24 protein-coding genes are annotated in these 26,336 nt (G+C 56.4%); 15 read left to right on the forward strand and 9 right to left on the reverse strand.

All coding sequences use genetic code 11. From position 1 onward, the window contains the following. Nucleotides 1-24 precede the first annotated feature (24 nt). Entirely contained in the window at nt 25-1,029 is a 1,005-nt protein-coding gene (locus GE107_RS06670; protein WP_219638887.1) for an inorganic phosphate transporter, read from the forward strand. 104 nt (nt 1,030-1,133) lie between these two features. Beyond that, nucleotides 1,134-2,078 (forward strand): DUF1861 family protein, encoded by a 945-nt coding sequence (locus GE107_RS06675; RefSeq protein ID WP_219638888.1) that lies wholly within the window; start codon nt 1,134-1,136, stop codon nt 2,076-2,078. 70 nt (nt 2,079-2,148) lie between these two features. On the opposite strand, the gene GE107_RS06680 is transcribed toward GE107_RS06675, so the two are convergent. After that, the gene (locus GE107_RS06680; protein WP_219638889.1) at nt 2,149-2,547 is read right to left on the reverse strand and encodes a hypothetical protein; all 399 of its coding nucleotides are present in this window, start codon (nt 2,545-2,547) and stop codon (nt 2,149-2,151) included. Between the two features lie 176 nt (nt 2,548-2,723). On the opposite strand from GE107_RS06680, the gene GE107_RS06685 reads away from it, so the two are divergent. Further along, nucleotides 2,724-3,047 carry a YerC/YecD family TrpR-related protein gene (locus GE107_RS06685; RefSeq protein WP_219638890.1) on the forward strand — a complete coding sequence of 108 codons (324 nt, stop codon included), beginning with the start codon at nt 2,724-2,726 and terminating at the stop codon, nt 3,045-3,047. A 197-nt stretch (nt 3,048-3,244) separates the two neighbouring features. Here GE107_RS06685 and GE107_RS06690 read toward each other — a convergent pair whose 3' ends face one another. Genes GE107_RS06690 through GE107_RS06700 form a run of 3 tightly spaced genes read right to left on the reverse strand, consistent with a single transcriptional unit; the run spans nt 3,245 to nt 5,854 of the window. Next, complete coding sequence (locus tag GE107_RS06690) at nt 3,245-4,057, reverse strand: ABC transporter permease (protein ID WP_219638891.1); 813 nt, start codon at nt 4,055-4,057, stop codon at nt 3,245-3,247. A gap of 4 nt (nt 4,058-4,061) precedes the next feature. Further along, a complete protein-coding gene (locus GE107_RS06695) occupies nt 4,062-4,871 on the reverse strand; it encodes an ABC transporter permease (RefSeq protein WP_219638892.1) in 810 nt (269 codons plus the stop codon). 5 nt (nt 4,872-4,876) lie between these two features. Then, nucleotides 4,877-5,854, reverse strand: coding sequence for an ABC transporter ATP-binding protein (locus GE107_RS06700; protein WP_219638990.1), 978 nt, complete (start codon nt 5,852-5,854; stop codon nt 4,877-4,879). Nucleotides 5,855-6,021: 167 nt separating this feature from the next. Here GE107_RS06700 and GE107_RS06705 point away from each other — a divergent pair, with 167 nt between their 5' ends. Beyond that, complete coding sequence (locus GE107_RS06705) at nt 6,022-6,846, forward strand: AraC family transcriptional regulator (RefSeq protein ID WP_219638893.1); 825 nt, start codon at nt 6,022-6,024, stop codon at nt 6,844-6,846. 37 nt (nt 6,847-6,883) lie between these two features. Here the strand turns inward: GE107_RS06705 and GE107_RS06710 are convergent, their stop codons facing one another. Next, on the reverse strand, nt 6,884-7,072 hold the full coding sequence (locus tag GE107_RS06710; RefSeq protein ID WP_219638894.1) for a hypothetical protein: 189 nt from the start codon (nt 7,070-7,072) through the stop codon (nt 6,884-6,886). 160 nt (nt 7,073-7,232) lie between these two features. Between GE107_RS06710 and GE107_RS06715 the strand changes: the two genes are divergently transcribed. The 5 genes from GE107_RS06715 to GE107_RS06735 all read left to right on the forward strand — a co-directional run bounded on the left by GE107_RS06715 (nt 7,233) and on the right by GE107_RS06735 (nt 14,504). After that, nucleotides 7,233-9,053: a cache domain-containing sensor histidine kinase gene (locus GE107_RS06715; RefSeq protein WP_219638895.1), complete on the forward strand. Its 1,821-nt coding sequence runs from the start codon at nt 7,233-7,235 to the stop codon at nt 9,051-9,053. Nucleotides 9,054-9,071: 18 nt separating this feature from the next. Continuing rightward, complete coding sequence (locus GE107_RS06720) at nt 9,072-10,688, forward strand: response regulator (RefSeq protein ID WP_219638896.1); 1,617 nt, start codon at nt 9,072-9,074, stop codon at nt 10,686-10,688. 182 nt (nt 10,689-10,870) lie between these two features. Further along, entirely contained in the window at nt 10,871-11,860 is a 990-nt protein-coding gene (locus GE107_RS06725) for an ABC transporter permease (RefSeq protein WP_255570268.1), read from the forward strand. A gap of 30 nt (nt 11,861-11,890) precedes the next feature. Continuing rightward, on the forward strand, nt 11,891-12,820 hold the full coding sequence (locus tag GE107_RS06730) for a carbohydrate ABC transporter permease (protein WP_219638897.1): 930 nt from the start codon (nt 11,891-11,893) through the stop codon (nt 12,818-12,820). A 79-nt stretch (nt 12,821-12,899) separates the two neighbouring features. Then, nucleotides 12,900-14,504, forward strand: coding sequence for an ABC transporter substrate-binding protein (locus GE107_RS06735; RefSeq protein ID WP_255570269.1), 1,605 nt, complete (start codon nt 12,900-12,902; stop codon nt 14,502-14,504). Nucleotides 14,505-14,561: 57 nt separating this feature from the next. Here the strand turns inward: GE107_RS06735 and GE107_RS06740 are convergent, their stop codons facing one another. From GE107_RS06740 to GE107_RS06755, 4 genes are read right to left on the reverse strand one after another with little or no spacing between them, the layout of a single operon-like run. Further along, on the reverse strand, nt 14,562-15,449 hold the full coding sequence (locus GE107_RS06740) for a metal ABC transporter permease (protein WP_219638898.1): 888 nt from the start codon (nt 15,447-15,449) through the stop codon (nt 14,562-14,564). Next, nucleotides 15,446-16,393 (reverse strand): metal ABC transporter permease, encoded by a 948-nt coding sequence (locus tag GE107_RS06745; protein ID WP_219638899.1) that lies wholly within the window; start codon nt 16,391-16,393, stop codon nt 15,446-15,448. The genes GE107_RS06740 and GE107_RS06745 overlap by 4 nt, the downstream gene beginning before the upstream one ends. Before the next feature lie 2 nt (nt 16,394-16,395). Continuing rightward, the gene (locus GE107_RS06750; protein WP_219638900.1) at nt 16,396-17,166 is read right to left on the reverse strand and encodes a metal ABC transporter ATP-binding protein; all 771 of its coding nucleotides are present in this window, start codon (nt 17,164-17,166) and stop codon (nt 16,396-16,398) included. Between the two features lie 25 nt (nt 17,167-17,191). Next, entirely contained in the window at nt 17,192-18,151 is a 960-nt protein-coding gene (locus tag GE107_RS06755) for a metal ABC transporter solute-binding protein, Zn/Mn family (protein WP_370636283.1), read from the reverse strand. A gap of 468 nt (nt 18,152-18,619) precedes the next feature. Here GE107_RS06755 and GE107_RS06760 point away from each other — a divergent pair, with 468 nt between their 5' ends. From GE107_RS06760 to GE107_RS06785, 6 genes are all read left to right on the forward strand, one after another. Beyond that, entirely contained in the window at nt 18,620-19,402 is a 783-nt protein-coding gene (locus GE107_RS06760) for a sirohydrochlorin chelatase (RefSeq protein WP_219638901.1), read from the forward strand. Nucleotides 19,403-19,434: 32 nt separating this feature from the next. Then, a complete protein-coding gene (locus tag GE107_RS06765; protein WP_219638902.1) occupies nt 19,435-20,391 on the forward strand; it encodes a diacylglycerol kinase in 957 nt (318 codons plus the stop codon). Further along, entirely contained in the window at nt 20,388-21,962 is a 1,575-nt protein-coding gene (gene rlmD / locus GE107_RS06770; protein ID WP_219638903.1) for a 23S rRNA (uracil(1939)-C(5))-methyltransferase RlmD, read from the forward strand. The genes GE107_RS06765 and rlmD overlap by 4 nt, the downstream gene beginning before the upstream one ends. 725 nt (nt 21,963-22,687) lie before the next feature. Next, complete coding sequence (locus tag GE107_RS06775; protein WP_219638904.1) at nt 22,688-23,821, forward strand: copper amine oxidase N-terminal domain-containing protein; 1,134 nt, start codon at nt 22,688-22,690, stop codon at nt 23,819-23,821. A 507-nt stretch (nt 23,822-24,328) separates the two neighbouring features. Further along, nucleotides 24,329-25,624 carry an IS110 family RNA-guided transposase gene (locus GE107_RS06780; RefSeq protein WP_219638905.1) on the forward strand — a complete coding sequence of 432 codons (1,296 nt, stop codon included), beginning with the start codon at nt 24,329-24,331 and terminating at the stop codon, nt 25,622-25,624. 402 nt (nt 25,625-26,026) lie between these two features. Further along, nucleotides 26,027-26,281, forward strand: coding sequence for a hypothetical protein (locus GE107_RS06785; RefSeq protein ID WP_219638906.1), 255 nt, complete (start codon nt 26,027-26,029; stop codon nt 26,279-26,281). Nucleotides 26,282-26,336 lie beyond the last annotated feature (55 nt).

Genomic DNA, 26,336 nt, shown 5'->3' on the forward strand with positions numbered 1-26,336 from the left:
TAAGCAGGGACGGATCAAACCCATATGGATCTTACAACGGTTCTGGTTGTCATTATCGTCATTCTGGCGCTTAGCTTCGACTTCATCAACGGGTTCCACGATACGGCCAACGCGATCGCGACGGCCGTATCGACGCGTTCCCTGACGCCGCGCCGGGCCATCCTTCTCGCATCCCTCATGAACCTGCTCGGGGCCTTGATGTTCACGGGGGTCGCCAAGACGATCGGAGGGAAGGTTACCGACCCCTTCAAGCTGGAGCACGGGCTGACCGTCGTCATCGCCACGCTTCTGGCCGCGATCGCCTGGAATTTGCTCACCTGGTGGAGAGGGCTTCCGTCTTCTTCCTCCCATGCCCTGATCGGGGCTCTTGCCGGGGCCGCGATCGCGTCCGAAGGCTGGGACGGCATCAATTACGGCGGATTCTCGAGCATCGTGATGGGCCTCGTGTTTTCCCCGATAATAGCGTTCGTGCTGGGCTTTCTCATCATGTTTTTGCTGAAACACGTTTTCGCCAATTCGAGCCCGCATCAGGTCAACAAAGTGTTCCGCAAGGGACAGTGGGTGACCGCCGCTTTCCAAGCGTTCACCCACGGCACGAACGATGCCCAGAAGGCGATGGGCGTCATCACGATGGCGCTCATCGCGGCCGGCCTGCAGTCCGATCTCGAAGTCGCCTTGTGGGTGAAGATTTCCGCCGCCCTCGCGATGGCCTTGGGCACTTCGGTCGGAGGCTGGAAGATCATCAAGACGATGGGGACGAAAATTTTCAAAATCGAACCGATCAACGGATTTTCGGCCGATCTCAGCTCGGCGTCGGTTATTCTGACGGCGACGTTGACTCATTTTCCGGTCAGCACCACGCACGCCATCACTTCCTCGATCCTGGGGGTCGGAGCGGCCAAGAAATTCAACAGCGTCAAATGGAACGTCGCGGGACGCATCGTCATGACCTGGATCATCACGATTCCCGCCGTAGCGGTGCTGGCGTCGCTGATCTACGCGGTGCTGAGCCTGTTTCTGCACGATTGAAGCCGAGGTACGCAAAATAGGCATTTCGATTAATTCAAACCGCACCGTCCGGTTAATACAATATGGATGAAGGCAGACGACAGGATCGGAGCTGGAGGACACCCATGCTGGCATCTACCGAAAAAGCGAAATCGTGCGAAACGTTGCTGAGCGAATTTCGCCGGGAGAAGACCTCGGCTTTCGGGGAGAAGTTGGTTTTCTCCGGCGTGGGAACCCGGGACGTATACAATATCAGCGCGCCATTCATGGACGAAGGGGAGACGGTGATCGCGGGACGCGTGGAGGAGCGCAGCAGCGAGTCTGCGGAAGTGATGTTCTTCGCCTTGCGGGGAGAGGAATGGGTTCCCCGGCCGGGAGCGCCGGTATTTGCCTTGCAGGATCCGTTCGTCGCATTCATCCGGGGAGAGCTTGTTTTCGGGGGCGTCGAGGTGTACTTCGACGGCGACGATCCCCACTATGTCACCTCCTGGCGGACCGTCTTTTACCGGGGCGGGAACATATCCGAGCTTCGGCCGTTCGCCAAAGGCCCGCTGACGATGAAGGATATCCGCCTCCTTGAACTCCGGAGCGGCAAGATCGGCGTCTTCACGAGACCCATGATGGTAGACGGCGCCCGGGCGATGATCGGCTACACGGAAATCGGCGACCTCTCGGAGCTCACCGAGGAAGCGATCGACGGTGCCGACCTGCTGCGCAACCAATTCCTCCCTGACGAATGGGGCGGCGCGAATGAAGCGCACTTGCTCGCGAACGGAACGGTAGGGGTTCTCGGCCATGTCGCGTACATGGAGAACAACAACATCCGCCACTATTATCCGATGGCGTTCGCTTTCGATCCCGAGACGCGCAGGCATTCACCGCTGAAGCTGCTGGCGGAGCGGAGCATGTTCCCGGACGGCCCGGCCAAACGTCCCGACCTGAGTGACGTCCTGTTCAGCGGAGGGCTTGTTCGCTTGAAGGACGGCAATGCCCGCTTGTACACGGGCGTCAGCGACGCGGAAGCGCACGCGATCGTCATCTCCGATCCGTTCATCGAATATGAGACCTAACGGCGGGGCCGGCATGGCGCGGAGTATCGATGCTCCGAGCCCGTGCCGGCCCTTCGCGTCCTGCGGGAGGTCAGCGCTTTTGCCCCGATGGCCTACGGGAACGCTTTTTCCGGCGGGATTTTCTGTTCCTGCGAGCGCCGCCGCTGGCGTCGGCCGCCTTGACGGCGGCGCCTTTGCCGATGAAGAGCCGCAGAAGCGGTGCCATCTGCTGCATGGTCGTCACGATTTTCTGGAGCTTGCCCATCGTGGTCAGAACCCCGTCGATGCCTCCCAGCCGGTCGAGCATCAGTTTCCATTCGGCCAGGTTGCTCAGGAATCCCGGTTTGGCATTCCCCGGCCCGGGGAGCACCTTCGGGTTCGCGAACGCGGGAGGACCGGCGAACGGATCCCCGAGACCGGGATACATTTCGCCTCCGAAGCCCTGCGGCTTGTTCCAGCCTTGGATTGAAGGAAGATTCGGATCGTTCATGGAGTCACACCCTTTCTCTTGTAGGGTATGAAGGCAGCAGCCCCCGCGAATGGACGGATGCCTGCTTTTCCGTGATTTTAGTCCGGTAATGCGTGAATACGGCAACGCTTGAAGAACTTCACGAGACGCAGTACAATGGGGAGTGATCGGATTAGCGAGGAAATCGGGGTGCCGGCATGCAGCTGAAAAAATTGAACGATCCGTCGATCGACCAACTGTTCGAAGCCATCCTCACGCTCAAGAACGTGGAGGAATGCTACGTCTTCTTCGACGATCTGTGCACGGTGAACGAGATCCAATCGCTTTCGCAGCGGCTGGAAGTCGCCCGGATGCTGGGCAAGGGCAACACGTACAACCAGATCGAGACGGAAACCGGCGCGAGCACCGCCACGATCTCCCGGGTCAAGCGCTGCCTCAATTACGGCAACGACGGCTATAAGATGGCGCTGGAGCGCCTCGGGCGGTTCGGGGGCCAAGGGAATACGGAAGCCGCTGAATAAGGCGGACGTGAGGATGACGGAGAGCGGAATCGCCCTGGGAATAGGACCTGATATCGGCAATTAGGAATGGGACGAAGCCGCAAGGCGAGGGTGCCGGAAGCGCGCATGGGGATATCGAAAGCCGGCAAGCAGCGGGCGCATAGAGCGCACGCTTGCTTCCCGGCTTAAGGCCGTTTGGGGTATGGAGGCAGGCCTTCTCAACCGCCCGCGCTGCTGTAACGCTTGATCGATACGTTCCAGAAAATTCGGACCAGTCCCATAAACAGGAGGGGTGCGGCGATTGACCATAGCGCCATCTTCCAAGTCAACTGATTCCATAGAAACATCGCCGGAACATTGAAGATGAGAAAGATCGGAAATAAGGAGGTGCCGATCCGCTGCATCCATCGGCGGTAGATAGCCATGGGCATCGTGTTGAAATCCCAAGCCTTGTCGGCGAATTCAACGACCGCAGACGTCCGTACGGTCCAGAAGGTCAGAATTTGGGGGAATAAGTACAAGGAATAGGCAAGGAATACGCCGCACAGAAGCAGCCCTGCGAATCCCGCGACATGAACGAAATCGAAGGGAATCGAAAGCCGCCGCCAACCGATCGCGATGATAATGCCGCCCGCGATCATGTTGGGGACCGGAATGGCAAAATCGACATGACGGGTGCTTACCATGAACAACGTGGAAACCGGCTTCGTAATCAATAAATCAAGCGTTCCTTCCCTTACATAATCGGGGAGCCGGTAGAAGTTGTTCATGAACAATCCGGTGTAAAAAGCGGTGATGAGAATGAAAACTCCGATGTACAGAAACATGGCGTCCGGCGAGAGCCCGCCCAGCTGGATCCCCGTTTTGTACACGACAGCCGCATAGATGAGCTTCGATAGCAAGAAACACGATTCAACCGCCAAAGTCAGCAAGAAATTCGAACGATACTCCATTTGGGACATCAGGCTGTATTTGGCGAACAAGGCCCATATTTTCATATGGTATCGGATACCGGCAACAAGTTGGCCCACCTGTCTAACCTCCAACCGCGATATATTTTTTCATCCCTTGCTTCCACCACAACCCGGAGCACCCCATGAGAACGACGATCCATAAGAGTTGCAGCATGCAGCCCTGCAGCATCGCATCCGCCGAGATTTTGCCGTTCAGGATGTTGATGGGGAAGAAGATCGTATATGGAAAAGGCGAGAAGCTGACGATTTTCATGAAGGTTGCTCCGAACACATCGAGCGGAAACACGCCTCCGCTGCAGATGTTGATGAGCAGATTCAAGCCGATGAACGCCGCCCACGCTTCCGTCAGCCAGAAGGCCAATATACTGACGCAGTAGAAAATAAAGAAGTTAAGCGCAAGGGCCAGAAGCATGGCGGGCACAAAGAAAGCCAATCGGCGGAGCAGCTCTTCCGCGTGCAGCGAACCGTCCACCAGGAGCACCGTTGCGATCGCCACGATGAAGATGAACAGGCTTTGAGGCGCCTTGCTTCCGAAAAAACAGAACATGCGGAAGTATAGATAATGGATCGGTTGAACGATAAATTTGCTTAATCCCCCGCTCTTGATATCCCCCGCCACTTCGTATTCGAAGCCGGTCGCGACCAAGCGGGATACGATGCCCGCAATAATGACGTAAGCAATCATCTGTTGATAGCTGTAGCCGTACAGCGTCTGTCTGTCTCCGCTCTCGAACATGGCCGTCCAGAGGAATACTTGGAGCAGAACGGCAAAGCTTCCGCTCACGAGCCCGATCAGAAAATCCGCCCGATATTCGATGGCGTTTTGCATCCCCATTTGAAAACAGCGCCAATATTTGCCGAATACCCGCATCCCGTTCACCCCCCCTTCGCAAACAGCTTGGCGACCGCTTCGTCAATCGGCTGTTCTTCGACGGCAAAGTCCAGCACGGGGAAGCGGTTTAGCAGCTGCTGGGACACGGCCGGAACGTCTTGATGATTCGTTTCGATCGTCGCATGGACGCCGTCCCACTCGGTCACCTTCCCGAATGAACGCAAACGTTCGACATCTACTTCCTCGGCGAATTGAACCTTCAGTCTCTTAATATCGGCAAACGATGTTTTGATGCGGTTCAAATCGCCGTCAAACATCACCTGGCCTTCATTGATGACAATCGTGCGGCGGCAAAGCTCTTCAATATCTTTCATATAATGGCTGGTGAGCAGAACGGTTATTTTGAACCGTTCATTGTATTTCCGTATGAATTCCCTTATTTTTTTCTGGGAGATCACATCCAGACCGATGGTCGGCTCGTCGAGGAACAAGATTCGCGGCCGGTGGATCAACGATGCGATCAGCTCCATCTTCATTCTTTCGCCAAGCGACAAGCGCCTGGCTTGAACATGAAGCAGCTCTTTGACATCGAGCAGCTCGACGAGCTCGTCCAGCGTAGCCGAGAACGTTCGGTCATCGACTTCATAGATGGCTTTATTCAACTGAAACGATTCATAGGCGGGCAGGTCCGGCCAAAGCTGGCTTTTTTGCCCCAGGACGATCGCGAACCGCTTCTTGAACTCCTTTTTCCGCTCCCATGGGGTAAACCCGAGCACGGAAGCGCTGCCGCCGGTCGGGAACAGGATGCCCGACAGCATCTTCAGCGTCGTCGTTTTGCCCGCGCCGTTCGGCCCCAAGAAACCGACGATTTCGCCCTCGTCGATCGAAAACGAAATATTCCGCACGGCTTCTTTCACCAGCTTTTCCCGATGAAAGAGATTTTTCACGGATTGCGCAAGCCCCGCCTGTTTCTTGTAGTAATGATACTGCTTGTTCAGATCCTTCACGATGATAGCCATGATTGCCGCTCCTTTTGAGTGAACGATTTTCATACGAGATCGTATTGGATGTAAAACGTTTTCTAACGTATACTGATGATTATATATCGATATTTTTCTGCTTGATAGAAGTCGATTTTAGTATTTATTTAACGATTTTCGTATTTTCGAGAACGAGGGGCGCAGGGAACATGGATCGTTTCGCTTTTCTGATGCAGCAGGAGATCGAATTAAGGCTCCCCATTTATGTATCGGGGGCGGGGCATTGGGACAACCAGGAAACGATCGTCCGTCCGGAGGGATTTCCGTTGTTCCAATGGCTGCACTGCGCAGCCGGGGAAGGGGAATTGAAGGTGGCCGGGGAATCCAGCCGCGTGAGGGAGGGGACGGGATTTTTTCTTTACCCGAATGAGCCTCATGAATACCGGGCGATCAGCGAGCCCTGGGAAATATATTGGATCGTTTTTGGGGGGGAGCTGGCGGAGCCGCTGGCCCGGTTGGCCGGACTAACCCGGTCCGGGGTGTACAGCGTGACGGACGACGGCTTGATTCGCCACATCCAGAACGCCTTGACATTGGCATCGGCCGGGAAGCCTTTGGCGGGTCTGGAATGCTCCAAATTGGTATACATGCTGCTCATCGATATCATGAAGTGCATTACGGTTGACCGTCCGTCCGTGGAACAAAATTACATGAGACTTCAGCCCGTTTTCGAATATATGGAATTGCATTACGACCGAAAAATCACGCTGGAAGAGTTGGCGGACGTCATGGGGGTCTCGATCCAACACTTGTGCCTGTTGTTCCGGAAAATCGTGAAGACGCGTCCGATCGAATACCTCAACCAGCTCCGCATCCACAAAAGCAAGGGAATGATGCTCCGGGACCGGGATGCCCGAATCAGTGAAATCGCCCGAAAGGTGGGATTGGATGCCCCGGGGTATTTCAGCACCCTGTTCAAGAGAGTGGAAGGAATGACGCCGGAGGCATTTCGCAAAATCAGCGGGGTGCGCTAAACACCCGCATGATGATTCGCTTCCTCCGGCGTCTTTGCTACTCTTCCCGTCTCTGCTCCTCCAAGGGCCCGTCCCGCAGCCCCAAGTCCGCGCGGATGGTGTCCATCATCTCCTCCACGGCTTCGCTCACCATGTCGATAGGCGACACGTCCTGCTGGTCCGGCGGGGTCGGCACGGTCGCTTCCATGTCCCCGCTGTAGTAGTTCGGGATCTGGTCGTCTCTCATCGCACGCACTCCTTTTTTTGTCGACTATTGGCTAGCATTTCCATGCACCCGGCCGCCCATAACGGGAAACCTCCGCGAAAATATACGTTGCCCGCCCGCAAACCGCTAAGTTATGCTAATGGCGTACCTGTGTTCGACACGTTTCCGGGGAGGGACGTCCATGCGTTTCTGGCAATCGGTGCGCTTCAAAATCGTTTTCGGGTTCGCGCTTATCCTGGCGCCGATGGTCGCCTTTCTCATCTACCACAACATGTATGCCACGGGCGTAGTGCGCGAGCAGATCTCCATCCAGTACAGCAAGCTGCTGGACGCGAACGCCGGCGAGACCGACAAAATCCTCAAAGAGTACCGCTATTATCTGCTGCGTCTCGCCCGCGACCCCGACATCCCGATCATCCAGTCCTACCCGTCCGATTCGGACGAATACGTGCTCGCCAAGCAGCGGCTGCTCATCCGGTTCGCGCTGGATTCGACGAGTATCTACGACATGCTGGACACGCTTTTCCTGTATCCGCGCAAGGAGCGGAACATCATCTTCGCCACGCAGTATAACAAGAACTCCGAGGAGAAGGAATCGGCGCTCGTCGATTGGTCCAGGAAGAACCTGGGCGACCCTCGCACGCTGGATGCACGTTGGGACACGTTAACGCTCCCAAGCGGCTACCATTATTTCCTGCATACGGTAGATCTCGACCTGAACGTATTCGCCGGGGCGCTCGTTCCGGCCGACAGCCTGATGCGCGTGCTGGCGGGCTTCGACGTCGGACCGTCCGGCGCCACGATGCTGCTGGACTCGGGCGGGCAGCTGCTGGCGGGCAGCGCCACCGGACCTGCGCAGAGCGCCGAGTTCCGCAAGCGGGCAGCCGCGCAGACCGGGCCGTACGGCATCCTGCGGGGCGAGGATAACGCGAACTATCTCGTTATGGCCAAACGCTCTCCGTATGCCGACCTGACGTATGTCCTCGTGATGCCTGAATCCTACATTTTGAAAAACCTGCCTTTCTTCCAAAAAGTGCTGTACTTCTGGATTCCGCTGCTCGTCGCCGCGCTGCTGTCCCTTTACCTGCTGTTCCTCCAGAGCGTCGTGTTCCGGCCGCTCATCGAGCTGATCCGCGGCATGCGCAAGCTCGGACAAGGCCGGTTCGACATCCGGCTGCCGGTCAACCGGAGCAGCGAATTCGCCTTCATGTCGAGCTCGTTCAACCAAATGGCCGAGCAAATCGAGAAGCTCAAAATCGACATCTACGAGGAGCAGCTCCGCGTCCAGCGCGCCGAATACAAACACCTGCAGGTTCAGATCAACCCGCACTTCTACATGAATTCCCTGAACATCATTTATAACCTGGCGGCGCTGAAGGATTTCAAATCGGTGCAGAAGCTGTCGCTCCATCTTGCGGATTATTTCCGGTTCCTGATGCAGAGCAATCGGCCGGTCGTTGCGCTGGAGGACGAAATCCGTCACATCGGCCATTACCTGGAGATCCAGATCGTACGTTACGTGACGAAGCTCGGCTACGAAATCGACGTGAAGCCGCATCACTTCCGGACCGAAATTCCGCCGCTCATGATCCAGCCGTTCGTCGAGAATTCCGTGATCCATGCGTTCAACAAGCGGGTCCAGGACGGCAGCCTCTTCCGGATCGCGATCCGGTCGGAGGACGAAGCGGACGAGTCGGGACGTTACGTCGTTCTGAGGGTGTCCGACAACGGCCCGGGTTTTCCGGACGCGATGCTGCGGGAATTGGAGAACGGCGCGTATCTCTCGGGCAACGGGGAACAGCACCTCGGCATCTGGAATGTTTTGCGGAGGTTCCGGATGCTGTACGGAGAGGCGGGCGGCATTTCCTTCCGCAACGCGGAAGAGGGAGGAGCCGTCGTCGAAATCCGGCTGCCGGCCGCCGCCAAGCTGCCGATCGGTTCGGAGCAACAAGCGCGGGAGGAGCCGGTGTCCGGCGAGTGGCCCCTGGCGAACGCGCGTTAAAGGAGGAGAGACTGGACGATGCTGACGATGCTCGTGGTGGACGACGAGATATACGCTTTAAAAGGCATTACGCAAGGAATCGATTGGAGCGACCTGCCCATCGGATCCATTCTCGAGGCGGAGAACGCGGATCAGGCGAAGGCGAAGCTTCGGGAGGCGAAGGTGGACCTCGTCATCTCCGATATCGAGATGCCGGGCGTGAACGGAATCGAGCTGCTTCGCCACATCCGGGAAGTTTCCCCGGATTCGCTCACGATTTTCCTGACCGGACACGCCCGTTTCGAATACGCGCAGGAAGCGCTTCAATACGGCTGCTACGATTATGTGCTTAAACCGATCGACCACGACGTGCTGAAGGAAATCGTGCGGCGGGCGGCCGGGGAAATCGAACGGAAACAAGAGCGGCAACGGTTCGAAGAGACGCTGGAAACGTACCGCAGGCACTGGACGAACCAGCTGCCCATCCTGGTCGAGCGGTTCTGGCAGAACGTCCTGTCCGGCCGCGTCCCCGCGGCGGGCCTCGAGCGGCTCGCGCGGGAATTCGAGATGTACGGCATTCCCCTGACGGCGGGCGGCCGGGTGCTGCCCGTGCTGCTCAGCATCGAGCAATGGGACGCGGAGATGGACGCCCGCGACGAGCGCATCATGGAATACGCGGTGCGTAAGGCCGCGGAGGAGATCGTGCTCGGACAACGTCAGGGGGCGGTCCTGCAGGATCGCAACGACATGAATCTGGTGCTGGTCTACTTGACGGACGGCGTCCCGTTTGACCGGGAAGCGGTGAAAGCGGCATGCGCGGAATACGTACGGGCTTGCGGGGGCTATTTCCATTGCCGAGTATCCTGTTACGTGGGCGGCGTTGTCCGGATCGGCGAAATCGCGGAAGCGGTGGAACGGCTGTCCCAGCTCGAACGAGCCAACGTTTCCAGACCGCAGACGGTGATCGACGGCCTGGAGGCTGGCGAGAACGTCGCCGCCGGCGGCGGGCCGGGCTTGCCTTCGTTGCTTGAATGGGGCATTCTGCTCGACAACGGAAGCCAGGACGAGCTGGTCGCCGAAATTGCCGCGACGATGCGCCGGTTTCAGGACGAAGCGGCCGGCCGCGAAACGCTGGAGCTGTTCTATTACGGCTTCGTGCACCTGCTGTTCCAGGCGGCGCACCGCCGGGGGCTGTCGGTTTACGACGCTTTGGCGGCGCAGGAAATCGCGGACGGCCAGTCGGCGAGGACGCCGCAGGCCATGCAAGCTTGGGCGGCGAAGACGGCGCTGAAGCTGGGACAAGCCATGCAGGATCGCCCCCGCGACGCCTCGGCCGTCATCGCCAAGATCCAGGCGTTTATCCAGGACAACCTCCACAAGGAGCTGGGCCGGGACGACATCGCCGCCGCGGTGTACCGGAATCCGGCTTACTTGTCCCGGATGTTCCGCAAGGAGACGGGGCTCTCCTTGACCGACTACATCGCGCAGATCAAGATCGAACGGGCGAAGCGGCTGCTGGTCGAGACGAACGACAAGGTCAGCAACATCGCCGAAGGGCTCGGCTACCTGCATTTCTCCTATTTCGCCAAACTGTTCAAGAAGATGACCGGCATCACCCCGCAGGAGTACCGCAAAAAGCACCAGACGATCGTATGACCCGCCGCGCGGTCAGGCCCTCGCTCTACGGAGCCGGGCCGTTCTTTCTTCATGGGGAAATGTTTTTCCTCCAAGTCACCATAGTGCTATCTAAGTCACCTCAGTAGATAGATGGAGCCGAGCCGCGCCCTGTACAATGGGGACACAGAAACAGACGCGCAAGGCAAAGGACTGGTGGAGAGATGGAGCAAGTCGCTGGGCAGGCGGTACCCCCGAAAATCGAAGTTCGCAAGGAGAAGACGCTGAACCAAAGCTATTGGAAGCGGTACGGTGTTTTCTATCTGATGATGGCGCCCGCGCTCATCGTCCTGATCATCAACAATTACATTCCGATGGTCGGCAGCTTGATCGCATTCAAGAGTATGACCTACGCCTCGCCGAGCTTTTTCCAGAACTTTGTCGATTCGCCCTGGATCGGCTGGAAAAACTTCGAGTTCCTGTTCAACTCGAGCGACGCCTGGCTCATTACCCGGAACACGCTCGCTTACAACGCGGTATTCATCGTGCTGAACCTGGTCGTCGGCGTCGCCCTCGCGCTCATGTTCCACAACCTGCGGAACAAGAAGCTCGCGAAATTTTACCAGACCACGATGTTCCTGCCTTATTTCCTGTCCATGATCATCGTTGCCTACCTGGCCTACGGGTTCCTGAACCCGGATATCGGGGTCATGAACAAGCTGATTCTTCCTTGGTTCGGCAACGAGGAAGGCGTCATGTGGTACTCGGACCCGAAATGGTGGCCGCTCATCCTGCCGATCGTCAACACGTGGAAATTCATCGGCTACTATGCGGTATTCTACCTGGCGGCGATCATCGGAATCGATAACGAGTACTACGAAGCGGCCCACATCGACGGCGCCACCCGGTGGAGACAGGTGTGGACCATCACGCTGCCGCTCATCAAGCCCGTCATCATCATTTTGACGCTGCTTCAGATCGGCCGGATTTTCTACGCGGATTTCGGCCTGTTCTTCCAGGTGACGCAAAACGCGGGCGCCTTGTACGAGAAAACGCTCATCATCGACACGTACGTATTCCAAGGATTCAGAGCCACCGGTGATATCGGGATGTCCTCGGCTGCAGGGCTGTATCAAGCCGTCGTCGGATTCGTGCTGGTGTTCGCGTCCAACCTGATCGTCCGCCGAATCAGCAAAGAAGACGCCCTGTTCTAGGAGCAATAGGAGTTTAGGAGGCTTCCCTTTATGGCAACCGCGGCTGTGAATAAAAAGAAGTTCGACGTGAATCGGATTTCCGGCGGCGCGAACTTCGCGATCAACGTGTTTTTCTGGATCTACTCGGCGCTCTGCATCATTCCGCTGCTGCTCGTGATCTCGGTATCATTCTCCGACGAGACTTCCGTCTTGGTGGGCGGTTACCGCTTCTGGCCGGAGAAATGGAGCCTCGAATCCTATAAATTCCTGGTCAGCGACTACATGGTGATCGTGAAATCGTACGGCATCTCGATTTTTGTCACCGTCGTCGGGACGATCGCCGCCATGCTGATCATGACCTTGTATGCGTATCCGATTTCGCGCCGGGACTTCAAGCACCGCAATCTGTTCGCCTTCATCATGTTCTTCACGATCCTGTTCAACAGCGGGCTCGTTCCGTTCTATCTCGTCTACAAGCAAGGGCTGCACGTCGATGACACGCTGTTCGTGCTGATGTTCCCGCTGTTCGTGCAGGCGTTCTTCGTCTTCGTCATCCGGACGTTCTTCCAGAACCAGATTCCGCCGGAGCTGCTGGAATCGGCGAGGATGGACGGGGCGGGCGAGCTTCGGACGTTCTTCCAAATCGTGCTTCCGCTGTCGCTGCCCGTGCTGGCGTCCGTCGGCCTGCTGTGCACGCTGAACTACTGGAACGATTGGTTCCTGAGCCTGCTGTTCATCTCGGACGACGGTCCCGTCAGCATCCAATTCCGGATGTACAAGACGCTGCTGGACATTCAGTACCTCAGCTCCAACACGCAAGCCTACTCGGCGATCATGCAGGCGAACCCGAACTTCAAGGTGCCGAGCGAAACCGCGCGGATGGCGATGGGCGTCGTCGGCATCGGCCCGATCATCTTCGTGTACCCATTCCTGCAGCGGTATTTCGTCGCGGGACTCACCGTCGGCGCGGTCAAGGGTTGAGTTCGATCATGAAGGCTTCTACCGGTTACCGGCCGGTTAAGCATATACCATTATATGGAGTAAAAGGGAGGCAACACCCATGCTCAAAATGAGCAGCAAGCTTGGCAAATCGTCCATCCTGCTGCTGGCGGCCGTAATGGCGCTGGCGGTCATCCTGACGGCCTGCGGCGGGAGCAACAAAGGAGGCAGCGCTTCGCCTTCGTCATCGTCGGCATCTCCGTCGGCCAGCGAATCGGATTCCCCGTCCGCTTCCGCCAGCGAATCTTCGAGTCCCGCATCCGATTTGAAGGAGTATAACCTGACGGTCTTCTTCCCGGGCTCCCCGCCGAAGGACGAGCAGAAAGTGGAGGCCGAGATCAACAAATACCTCAAGGACAAAATCAACGCGACCGTCGACCTGCGCCCGATCGACTGGGGCCAGTGGGAGAACAAAACGAACCTGGCCATCGCGGGCCGCGATCCGATGGACATCATCTTCACGGCCGCGTGGGACCGCCACGCTTCCAACGTCGCGAAGGGGGCGTTCCTGCCCCTGAACGATCCGAACGGCAAATACGGCAACCTGTTGGAGAAATACGGCAAGGATATTCTGTCCACGCTGCCTGAGGCGTTCCTTAAAGGCGCCAAAATCAACGGCTTCAACTACGGAATTCCGGCCAATAAAGAGCTGGCGGAGCAAGGGGGCATTATCTACCGCACGGACATCGCCCAAGAGCTCGGCTTGACGGACAAGATCGAAGCGGTCAAGACGATCGCCGACCTCGAGCCGATCCTGGCCGAAGTCAAAGCGAAGAAGCCGGACATGATCCCGATGTTCATGCGCGACGGCGAGAACTTCAATGCCCACTATTTCGCGAAATACGATTACCTGGGCGACGGCTCGATCGACGGTGTCATCATGAAGGACGGCGAAGATACGACGGTCAAAGCCCGTTACGATCAGCCGCGTTATAAGGAAACGCTGAACATCACCCGCGACTTCTTCAAGAAGGGCTATATCAACAAAGACGCTGCCACGACGCAGCTCGGCGCGGGCGACGCATTGAAGAAAGGCAACGTGTTCATGATTCCGTGCCCGCTGAAGCCGGGTAAAGATGCCGAAATGGCAAGCGCGACGAACCTCACGGGCAAGTTGAAGCAAGTCAACATGACGGCACGCACCGTATCGACGGGCGATACGGCCGGCTCGCTCCTCGCGATTTCCACGACTTCCGGAGATCCGGAGCGCGCGATGATGTTCATCAACCTGCTGCATTCCGACAAGTATCTGAACAACCTGATCAACTTCGGGATCGAAGGCGATCACTATACCCGCAACGGCGAAATCATCTCGCGCACCGACAATACGGGGAACTACTTCGCCGGCGGGCAAGCCTGGCAGTTCGGCAACCAATTCCTGAACTACGTGTGGGATACGGAAGCGCCGGACAAATGGGAGCAGTTCAAAAAATTCAACGAAGGGGCGCACAACTCCCCGGCGCTCGGCTTCACGTTTAACGCCGAACCTGTGAAATCCCAGGTCGCCGTCATGCAGAACATCCGCAAGCAGTACGATCCGGCGCTCGACACCGGTTCGATCGATCCGTCCAAAGCCGAAGAGTATTACAACAAGCTTAAGGCGAACGGACTGGACGACGTGATCAAGGAGAAGCAGAAGCAGCTGGACGCGTTCCTCGGCAAGTAATGCGAGTACGCGCAAACGAACAGCCGGCCCACCTGGGGCCGGCTGTTTTTCGTTTTATTATGAGGCGGTCCGATGCCGGATCATCCGCTTCTGTCTGAGCTTGCGGAAGATCACGCCATGCGATGGGGAGAAAAGCAGCGCCACCAGGAACAGGCCGCCGGCGACCGCGATCATGCAGCCTGCGATCGAAGCGTCGAGCAGGCTGGCGAGGCCATAGCCGAGGACGGAGCTGGCGCAGCCGATCGCGACGCTGTAGGCAATCATGCGTCCCAGCTTCTCCGTGAGCAGGTAGGCCGTCGCCGGAGGCACGACCAGCATGCCGACGACGAGAATCGCGCCGACGCTTTCGAAGGAAGCGACCGTGGTGACGGAGACGAGGCCCATGAGCAGATAGTGGAATAACGCCACCGGAATGCCGACCGCCGCCGCCATCGCGGGGTCGAACGAGCAAATTTTGAATTGCTTGTAGAAGAGAAACAGGAGAGCGAGTATCAGCGCCAGAGCGATCCCGACGCCCCATACCGCTTTCGGCCCGATGTCGATGCCGGCGAGCTCGATCGTATTCCAGGGCACGTAAGCAATTTCCCCATACAGCACGCAATCGAGATCCAGGTCGATGTGCCGGGTGTACAAGCTGACCAGCACGACCCCGACGGCGAAGAGGGCGGTGAACACGACGCCGATGGATGCGTCCGATTGCACCCCGCTCTGGTGGAACCATTGGATGAGGAACACGGTCACGAGACCGATCGCCGCGGCGCCGAGCATCATGGCCAGGGAGTCCCGCGACCCGCTGATCAGGAAGGCGATGACGATGCCGGGCAGCACGGAGTGGCTGATCGCGTCTCCGACCAGCGCCATTCTGCGCAAAACGAGGAAGCAGCCGACGATGCCGCAAGCGCTCGCGACGAGCGCGCCGGTCAGGATGATCCAGAACGTGCTCATACGGCCTCCTCCCTTCGTTCCCTGCGTTCCGCGAGCAGGAACTCCTTCTCCCGCCGGAGTTCGTTCCGGGCGGCAGCGCGCAGGAGCACCTTGGAAAGCAAGCCCCTGCGGGGTGCGAACACGACCGAGACGACGAACAGAACGGTGGAAGCGAGCACGGTCAGGGGGCCCGTCGGCAGGTTGTTGCCGCTTGCGCTGACATAGGTGCCCACAAGCCCGCTAAGCGCGCCGATCACCCCGGATAGAACGACCATGACGCCCAGCTTTTCGGTCCAATACCGGGCCGATACCGCGGGCGTAATTAAGAGCGCCGCCATCAGCACGACGCCGACCGCCTGGATGCCGACGACGACGGCGATCACGATGAGCAGCATGATCAGCTGTTCCAGGAAGGCGACGGGATACCCCAATCCGCGGGCGAAGCCGGGATCGAAGCTGAGCAGCTTGAATTCCTTGAAGAGCAACGCGCACACCGCGATCAGGACGGCGGAGATGACCGCCATGAGGATGACGTCGGACCGGACCATGGAAGCGGCCTGGCCGAACAGGAACTTGTCGAGCCCGCTCTGGTTGCCGGCGCCGCTGTGCTGGATCCGGGTCAGCAGGACGATGCCGATGCCGAAGAACACGGACAGCACGATCGCGAGAGCGGCGTCCTGCTTGATCCGGGTATGCCGCGTGATAAAGCCGATTCCGAACGTGGCAACGACTCCCGCCGCTGCGGCGCCGATCAGAAACAGCAGAATCGACTTCGACCCGCTCAGCATGAAGGCGATGCAGACGCCGGGCAACGCCGCGTGCGCCAGGGCGTCGCCCATGAGCGACTGCTTGCGGAGATAGGCGAAGCTGCCGATCACGCCGCTGCCGAGGCCGAGCAGCATGCAGCCGAACAGGATCCACTGCGCGTTGGGGTCTCTGAAGAGGGCCAGCCATTCTCCCGCCATGTTCATCCCCTCCCGCTGACGAGGATTGCGGACCGGTCGCCGTGATCCAGCATCGTGAGTTTTCCGCCGTAAGCCCGCTGCAGGTTGTCGGCCGTGAACGTCGTCTCCGCGGGGCCGAAGGAGATAAGCCGCTCGTTGAGCAACATCACCCAGTCGAAGTATTCCTTCACCGTCGCCAAGTCATGGTGGACGACGAGCACGGTTTTCCCTTGCGTCTTCAGCTCGTTCAGGAGCGTGACGATCGCCTTCTCCGTGGCGGCGTCGACCCCGACGAACGGTTCGTCCATGAAGTACAGATTGGCGTCTTGGGCCAGCGCCCGCGCCAGGAAGATCCGCTGCTGCTGGCCGCCGGACAGCTGGCTGATCTGCCGGCCCGCGAAGTCCGCCATGCCGACCTTCTCCAGGCATTCCATCGCGCGCTTCTTCTCCGCGGTTCCGGGGCGCCGGAACCAGCCCAGATGCCCGTAGCGCCCCATCATCACGACGTCGAGCGCATTCGTGGGAAAATCCCAATCGACGGATTCCCGCTGGGGGACATAGCCGACCAGCTTGCGCTGCTCCGAATACGGCTTGCCATAGATCGCCACGCTGCCCGACAGGCGGGGGATGAGGCCGAGCGCGGCTTTGATCAGCGTCGATTTCCCGGCTCCGTTCGGGCCGACGATGCCGATGAGTTTGCCTTCCGGTGCCTCGAAGGTGATGTCCCGAAGCACCGGCTTCTTCTGATAAGCGACCGACAGATCTTCAATCGATAAGGGATTCGCGCGTTTCATGGAGACGAGTCACTCCTTTCGCATGTCATTTGAGGGCGTTCACGATGGTGTCCGCATTGTGGCGCACCATGCCGATATAGGTGCCCTCCGGCGTTCCTTCTTCTCCCATGGCGTCGGAGAACAGCTCGCCCCCGATCGTCAGGTCGTGGCCTTGCTCCTTCGCCCCTTGGATGACGGCGTCGATCGCTTTGCGCGGCACGCTGGATTCGATGAACACCGCCTTGATCTTGTTCGCGACCAGATAATCCCGCAAATCCGTCACGTCCTTCGTGCCCGCCTCCGACGCGGTGCTGATGCCCTGCAGTCCCATCACTTTCATGCCGTACGCGTCGCCGAAGTAGCCGAACGCGTCGTGAGCCGTGACGAGCACGCGGGCGGGCTCCGGGATCGAGCGGATTTTGGCGGCGACTTCTTCGTCGAGCTTCGTTAGTTCGCCCAGGTAGGCTTCCGCGTTCTTCCGATAGTCCTCGGCATGTTCGGGGTCCTGCTCGGCGAGGGTGTCCCGGATCGCTTCCGTCGCCTTCATCCACAGCTTGACGTCAAACCAGACGTGCGGATCGTACTCGGTATCCATGCCATTCTCTGCGCCGGTTCTGAGCTTGGAGCGGTCGATGCCGTCCGTGACGGCGACCGTCGTTTTGCTCTTGGCCATCTTCTCGAAAATCTCCGCCATTTTTCCTTCCAAATGAAGTCCGTTATAGAAAATGATATCGGCTTTCTCCAGCAACTCGATATCTCCATGGGAGGCCTTGTACAGGTGGGGGTCGACGCCCGCTTTCATCAATCCCGTCACTTCCACGTGCCCGCCTCCGACCTGCTTGACCAGATCGGTGATCATGCCGACCGTCGTCGTCACCTTGATTTTGTCTTCGCCTTCCGGTGTGGCTGCACCGCTTGCCCCGCATGCGGACAAGAGCACGACCAACATCGTCAAGGCCAACCGCTGCACCGAACCCTTCAACCTCGTTTTCGCTTGGATCATCATCGCCGATTTCCTCCTCTTCGATTTCCTTTGCTCAATTATGTTTCCCTTAGGCAACATTTCGGGTTAAAAAAAAGCAGGCCATACTCGGTTGTTACCTACATTATTAGCTTACTGCAAAACAATTGCCTTTACAACAGAAATTTTCCTTAGGGAAAGATTTTGGGCGGGGGACCCGGTCCGGATCCGGGATTTGACACAAGCGGTGCGCCTGCTTTGCGGCTTGCTGCGCCTGCGTTGCGGCCTGTTGCGCCTACTTTGCAGCCTGCTGCGCGTACGTAGAGGTCCGTTGCGCCTACGTAGAGGCCTGTTGCGCCTGCGATACACCTACGTTGCGGCCCGTTACGACTGCGTTACGCCTACGTAGAGGCCAATTGCGCCCGCGTTGACTTTCATGTCAGCTTTCGCTAGCATATTAATGTTGGACGAATGTTCGGTGAGTGTAAAAAATGCCCGAGAGGGTGAACGAAAATGGACCGCAAGCCCGGGATCCTGGTGATCAGTCACGGCTCGAGCGAGAACGGCTGGGTTGCGCTGGTGGACGAAACGGTGAACGCCGCGCGGGCGGCTCTGCCGGCGGACACGCCGGTAGAGGCCGCTTTCCTCGAGCTCGTCGGCGGCCGACTGATTCAGGACGGCATCGACCGGCTGGAGCGGGAAGGCGTGACGGATCTGCTGGCCATCCCGATGTTCGTGTCGTCCGGGAGCACCCACGTGGACGAGATCGGCTGGGCGCTGGGCGCGTATCCGGAGGCCAGGACGGAGACGGATCTGGAGCCGTTCCGGGTCGGTGCCGCGTTAACGTATGGGCGACCGATCGATGACGATCCTGAGTTCGCGGAGATTCTGCTGGAGCGGTTGTCCGGGATGTCGGCGGATCCGGCTGCCGAGTGCGTGCTGCTCGTTGGACACGGGAGCGAATGGCCGGGTTTTCACGAAGCGTGGCGGGACGGATTGACGTCGCTGGCGAACGCGGTTCGGGAGCGGGGCGGTTACGCTGCAGCCGGAATCGCGATGCTGCGGCCCGACATGGCGGCGGAGACCGTGCGTTCGTTGCGCGAGAAGCGCCCGGATGCCGCCGTGCTGGCGCTGCCGGTGTTTCTAAGCGAAGGGTACTTTACGAAGGAAGTCATTCCGTCGCGGCTGGAAGGGCTGGGATGCCGGTACGAGGGCAAGACGCTCATGCCGCATCCGCTCGTGGCGCAGTGGGTGCAACGGCAGGCCGAAGCGTGGTTGGGTCGGTTTCGTGATTAGATTCACAAGGGTAGAAAAAGAGGGGATCACGTTTGGACAGCATACGAGCAAGACTCATCTATAATCCGACCTCCGGACGGGAAGAAGTGCGGCGCAGATTGCCCGCCATCCTCCAGCGGCTGGAGCGGGGCGGCATCGAGACGTCCTGCCACGCCACCGAAGGGGAAGGCGACGCCGCGTTCGCGGCCTCCGAGGCCGTTCGGCGCGGGTTCGACATTGTGATCTCCGCGGGCGGGGACGGTACGCTGAACGAAGTGGTCAGCGGACTGTCCGGCCATGAGCGGCGGCCATCGCTCGGGATTCTGCCGCTCGGCACGACGAACGACTTCGCCCGCGCGCACGGCATTCCGAAGCAATGGGCGGACGCCTGCGATCTGATCGTCCGCGGCTATACTCGGCCGGTCGATGTAGGCAGAGCCGACGACAAATATTTCATCAACATCGCGGGCGGCGGTTCGCTCACGGAGCTCACCTACGAAGTGCCGAGCAAGCTGAAGACGATGGTCGGACAGCTTGCTTACTATATGAAAGGCTTGGAGAAAATCACGAGGCTGCAAGCCGTTCCCATGAAGATCATTGCGAACGGCCAGGTCGAGATCGACGAGGAACTGATGCTCTTCCTCATCGCCAACAGCAGCTCGGTAGCGGGCTTCGACAAGCTGGCGCCCGACGCCAGCACGAACGACGGCGTGTTCGACGTGCTCGCGCTGCGCAAATGCAACCTGGCGGAGTTCATTCGGATCGCCACGATGGTCATGCGCGGGGAAGTGATCAAGAACGACCCGCATTTCATTTTCTTTCAAAGCAACAATATCCGGGTGGAGTCGGACGACCGCGTTCAGCTGAACCTGGACGGCGAATTCGGGGGTACGCTGCCTTGTACGTTCTCCATTCTTCCGTCGCATTTGAACGTGATCATGGATGAACACGGGGAGTCCACTTACCGGCGCGGAGCAGGCATGGGCAACGTACGGGGATTGTTGCCATGAGCAAGGAACGGACGGTTCCGGTGGCGGTCGGACAAGCCGTGGAATGCGAAATCGTCGGATTGACGCACGAGGGTGAAGGGGTAGGCCGGTACCGGGGCTTTACCCTTTTTGTTCATGGGGCGCTCCCGGGCGAGCAGGTTCGGGCCAAGGTGATCAGCGTGGGCAAATCGTTCGGCAAGGCGCGAATGACCGGGTTGGTATTGGCCAGTCCCGATCGCAGGGCGGCGCCTTGTCCGATCTATGACGCTTGCGGCGGCTGCCAGCTGCAGCATCTGGATTACCCGGCACAGCTGCATTGGAAGCGGCGGCACGTGGTGGACAATCTTGTGAGGGTCGGCAAGTTGCCGGTGGAGGGAGAGCCGGTTGGGGGTGCGGGGAGTGTAGCCGCGGAAGGCGAGAATGACGGCGCCGATACCGCCGGGAAAGGCGGGGATCACGGGGATAGCGCAGTGAACGGCCGGGCTAACGGAGATACCGCCTGGAAAGGCGGGATTGCCGGATCTTTACGGGTTTCCGGTGCAGAGCAGCGGGCTCCGGTTCGCGTGCACCCGACCATCGGAATGCCGGATCCTTGGCGGTATCGGAACAAGGCGCAGGTACCAATCGGCCGCGGCGAAGCCGGGCTCATCGGCGGCTTCTTCGAAGAAAGCAGCCACGACATCGTGGACATGGAGGCTTGCCTGATCCAGCAGGAAGCGAACGAAGAGACCGTCCGCGCCGTGAAGGAAGCGGCCCGGACGCTTGGTATATCTGCATACGACCGGGTTTCGGGGCGCGGTTTGCTTCGGCATGTCGTCGTCCGGCATGCGGCGGCGACCGGCCAACGGATGGTCGTGCTCGTGACGAACGGCCGGGACATCCCGCACGAGGCCGAGCTCGTGGGACTCATACGGGAGCAAGTGCCGGGAGTTGTGAGCGTGGTGCAGAACGTCAACACAACGCGCACGCCAGTCGTGTTCGGGGAAACGACCCGCACGTTGTGGGGCGAGGACGTCATCTACGACGAAATCGGCTGCATCCGCTTCGCCATTTCGGCGCGCTCCTTCTTCCAGGTCAATCCCGAGCAAACGGAGTTGCTGTACCGGAAAGCGGTGGAGTGCGCCGGCTTAACCGGCGAAGAAACGGTCGTCGATGCCTACTGCGGTATCGGCACGATCACACTGTTCCTCGCCCGCCATGCCCGGCGCGTCTACGGCGTGGAGATCGTGCCGGAAGCGATCGAGGACGCTCGGCGGAATGCACAGCTCAACGGCATCGGCAACGTCGAGTTCGCGGTAGGCCGCGCCGAAGCCGTGCTGCCCCGCTGGCAGAAAGCCGGCGTGACGCCGGACGTCATCGTCGTCGACCCTCCGCGCAAAGGCTGCGACCCCGCGCTCATCGCGACGATGCTGGAGCTTCGGCCCGCACGCATCGTTTACGTGTCGTGCAATCCTTCGACGCTGGCGCGCGATTTGAGGCTGCTGGAGGATGGGGGATACCGCACCGTCGAGGTGCAGCCGGTGGATATGTTCCCGCATACGAGTCATGTGGAGTGCGTAGCTATGTTGGAGAACGTTGAAACACCAAGCTGAGATTCCTTGTGGCTATTGAGTTTTTGGTGGTAATACAGGGTTTTTGAGTTTGTGGTACAGCACGTGAAACATGCTGTTGATGTAATTTTGATGTAAAAAAAACCAAAAGCCCAAAAGTACGAAGAGACACCGGGGAGCCCCGCGCGTCTCTTTACTATTTATGTGCTGTTTTTCATTGTGAAAAGCAATTCGAACTTATAGGCAACCGCTTGATCTGCGTTGCTAGGAGTCATAGAGTCACAAAGAAAAAAATTAATTTAAAGAAAATATAAAGCGACAAATAACGACATAAAACGATTAATACAGACATTTTACACCCTATCCAATATTTTTCTGCCAGGTTTATAATTAGGCACATCGATATAGTTACAAGGATAGAGATAATTCAAGCCGTTTTGTTGTGCGCACATAATGCTTGAATATTACGACCTAATAACGATATTCGTTATGGTCAGATACCACCATGATTGATCTTTTTTTGTCGTTCATTTAGCTTCATAAACATTGATTTCGGCACAATACGACAAAATAATATGATGTGACTTGGTTCAACAAATAGGAGTTCTTTTATCTATCCCAAGGACAGCTTAGTCTCCTCGGGCCACTCTCGCGCTTCGCTTGGGTTGCGCCTTCCATAGGGACAATATTATTAAGCTTTCAAGGTGCAAATCTTATGAGCAACCCCTAGATCGGGAACTGCTCTTAGCATACAAGGAGACGATACTATGTTTAAGAAAATAATCGCAATGGCAGTAGCTGCTGCGGTAATTTTTGGCGGAATAGGGATTAACTCCGTTACGGCAGCTGCTGTAAACGAAGGTCAAATCATTTTGCCTGTCATCGTCAATGGTCATAAAGTGAAATTTCCGGATACTGAACCTTATGTTGATGAAAACGGTCGTACGATGGTTCCTGTTCGCTTCGTCAGTGAGAAGCTGGGCGGGGAAGTAAAATGGAATAACGAAACCAACACTGTCACCATTAAAACAGCCGGCAAGGATATCTCACTGACAATCGGCTCTAAAACCCCTACTGTTAACGGACAAACTATTGAACTGGATACTGCGGCCGCTAAGGTCGATGGACGTACGATGGTTCCTCTTCGTTTTGTAAGCGAAGCTCTAGATTCCAAAGTAACTTGGGATGCTGGTGCTAATGCAGTACAAATTACTGATGCTACTTACCAAGCAAAAATCGATAACGGTTCTGTAAAGCTCGATGCTTGGGGTCGTGAATTGGGAATTGCTGATGATAAGTGGAACAAACTTGCTGATATGCCTTCTTACGTATACTCACTTTATTCTTATGCTGATATGAGCAATAAAGAATATGCTTCTATTGGATTCAATGGAGCAGACAAAAGCCACATTGATATGTGGGCAAGTAAAATTCGCAACTACTACCAAGCTCAATTGAATGTTGATTACCGTACTATTGACGAAGTTAGTTTTACCAAAGCTATTGTTTCAAATATGGGGCTAGATAATTACGGAACTAGTCAGGTAAAATCTGCCGTCAAACAATATATTGCATGGGTAAAGAAAAATCATATTGTAGCTAAAGGTTATGCTGATCCAGAGAACTCTTTAGTCGCTCATGGAAGAAGAGGTCCTGTGTTCTTAACTCATTTCAAATTTATGATTGTGCAAGCTTACGATACTGCTCAAACATTCATGGACAACTATGACGTATCTCAGTCATCAGATTCTTTTAAACTGAAAACAGGTGTTTGGTACGATGGTTATTCTAGTGTGATCATGGGTACTAACTATGCTAAAGAGCAAGAAGACCACTTTGGCTTAATTGCAAACGAAAACATGTTTGCTAAAGGCTTTTACAAATATGAAGTAGTGATGTAATAAAGTAAGGGAGCTTGAGCTAATTCATTCAACTTGCTTGCAGATTTTGGGGGCCAAACCGTGAAAGCCAATAAAGACTTTGGCGAGTGAGATCATTATTTGAAGTCACTTCAAATAATCCGTTTTTCTTTAACGTTGAATTGAAGCGACTGGTGATCGTATTTTTTCCGAAAGCGCGTTGTGAGGAATGGTAAGCGCAGATGCTGGTTGTTGAACCACGCTCAATGTGTTGTTGTGCAAAATACTATCATATGCCCTCTCACATCCGGAATCACCTAAATCTTGACGTTGTGGTGCTCCCTGTTTGTTGAACGAGAGGGTATGAGTCTACAGTAAAACTATCCATATTTCTAACCGATTAGGGAATAGCGCACAATTTGAGTTTGTATCCCTTAAGGAGCCATTCCTGTAATGAATGAATTCGAGGTTTGAATAAAAAAAGCACCTTCTGTATACTGGGGAACGTTCCGTCCAAAGAACAAATCCCAGCGCAGGAGGCACTCTACAATGAAGTATAAACACGCTAGGAAACAGAATCAACGGATTCTACAAATTACCGAATCAACTCTTGTTGTTGGAGCTGATATTGCCAAGAAAACGCATGTTGCAAGGGCGGTCGATTACCGCGGAATCGAGCTCGGCAAAGACTGCGTATTCGGCAATGATCATCACGGCCTATCGAAACTTGTAACGTGGATGAAGGAGCTTCAGCGGCGACATCACAAGACAGAGATCGTCTTGGGGATCGAGCCCACCGGACACTACTGGTTTCCATTGGCCGAATTTCTACAGCGAGAAAGCGTTAGAGTCGTCGTTGTTAACCCGCATCACGTAAGCAAGAGCAAGGAGCTTGAGGATAACTCGCCGACCAAGAACGATTACAAAGACGCCAAGGTGATCGCCGATCTGGTGCGGGGCGGGAAGTACTCCGAACCTAAATTGCCGATCAACGTTTATGCAGACCTTCGAATCCTGATGAATCTTCGAGAGAAGGTCATGGTGAACTTCGGTCAAGTCCAGCGCCGCATACAGAACTGGCTAGACCGCTTTTTTCCGGAGTATGACCAGGTGTTTAAGGACTGGGAGGGCAAGGCTTCGCTGATTACGCTGAGCGAATTCCCAACCCCGAGCGATATTGTGGCGTTAGGTGCCAGCACAATCGTGCGTCGTTGGAAGGAAGACGTAAAGCGTGCGGTCGGTCCTAAACGAGCGGCGCAATTGCTTGAAGCAGCGAAAACTTCAATCGGGCTTACGCAAGGTCTGGCAGCGGCGAAGATGGAGCTGAAGACGCTTCTCGAGCAATACGAGATGTTCGCCAAGCAGATTGAAGAGATCATGACGGAAGTAGAGCGGTTGTTAGCTCAAATTCCGGGAACGAAAGAGATGCTGACCATCCCTGGCGTTGCTATCGTGACGCTCGCCGGCTTCCTGGCTGAAGTTGGAGACCTAAGTGGCTACGACCACGGTCAGCAGATTATTCGGCTCGCTGGCTTTAACCTCAAAGAAAATAGCTCTGGCAAGAAAAAGGGCAAATCGACGATTACAAAACGCGGCAGATCCAGGCTTCGGGCTTTGTTGTTCCGAGCGGTGCTGCCGATGGTTGCGAAGAACGCCGAATTTAAGGCATTACACCAATACTTCACGAAACGGAGTCACAACCCGCTGAAAAAGAAGCAATCCATTGTGGCACTTTGCGGGAAACTGATTCGCGTCTTATACACGCTCGGCACCAAACGCATCTCGTACCAACCTAACGACGTTCTAGGGCTGGTACGTCAAGCCCAGTTACAGATGGCAGCTTAATTCAAACCATTTTCGCGTTTCTCACCAGGACTTGAAATAAACCAACGACAATTGAAGCACGGAGCAGCCGTAGATTTTATTCCATTAGGGCAACGACCCAGTAAAGGAGCAAGAAGCGGCGTCCACACCTCGAGAGGCAGGACGAAGGAATGTAAGGGCTAAGACCCAGCGTGACATGGGAGGGTAAGCCGTCGAGGGAATGGAGTGGATATCCAGAGTGCGGTCATACGACTTATCCACAGATTGGGAATAGCATCCCAACGTCTATTCCCGCCACCGGCTTCTTCAGAAAATTATGTCATAGCTACATGACTTCTCCATCTCTCGTATTGGTCGATAGTTGAAAATCTAAGAACGAGTGAGAAAACGCGAGAAAACATTAAATTATAGTGGGAGGATATCATGACCAAAATTGAGTTCTTAAATAAACTTGCAAACGAAAAGCCTAACATTGGTGTCTATCAAATAGAAACGGAAGTAAGTTCTGAAGCATCATTTATACTAGGATGCTATTTTGATTCGCAAAATAAAGAATGGATCATTTATGAAACCGATGAGAGAGGATTGAAATCCATTGTATTTAGAGCTGAAGATGAAGAAAAAGCCTACGATAAGCTTTATAAACTAGTATCAATCCAACAAAGACTTCACAATTAATCGGGAATTGCTGATGATAAGTGGAGCAAACTTGCTGATCCAGCTGACGATACTG

The sequence above is a fragment of the Cohnella sp. CFH 77786 genome, assembly GCF_019400745.1.
GTDB lineage: Bacteria > Bacillota > Bacilli > Paenibacillales > Paenibacillaceae > Cohnella.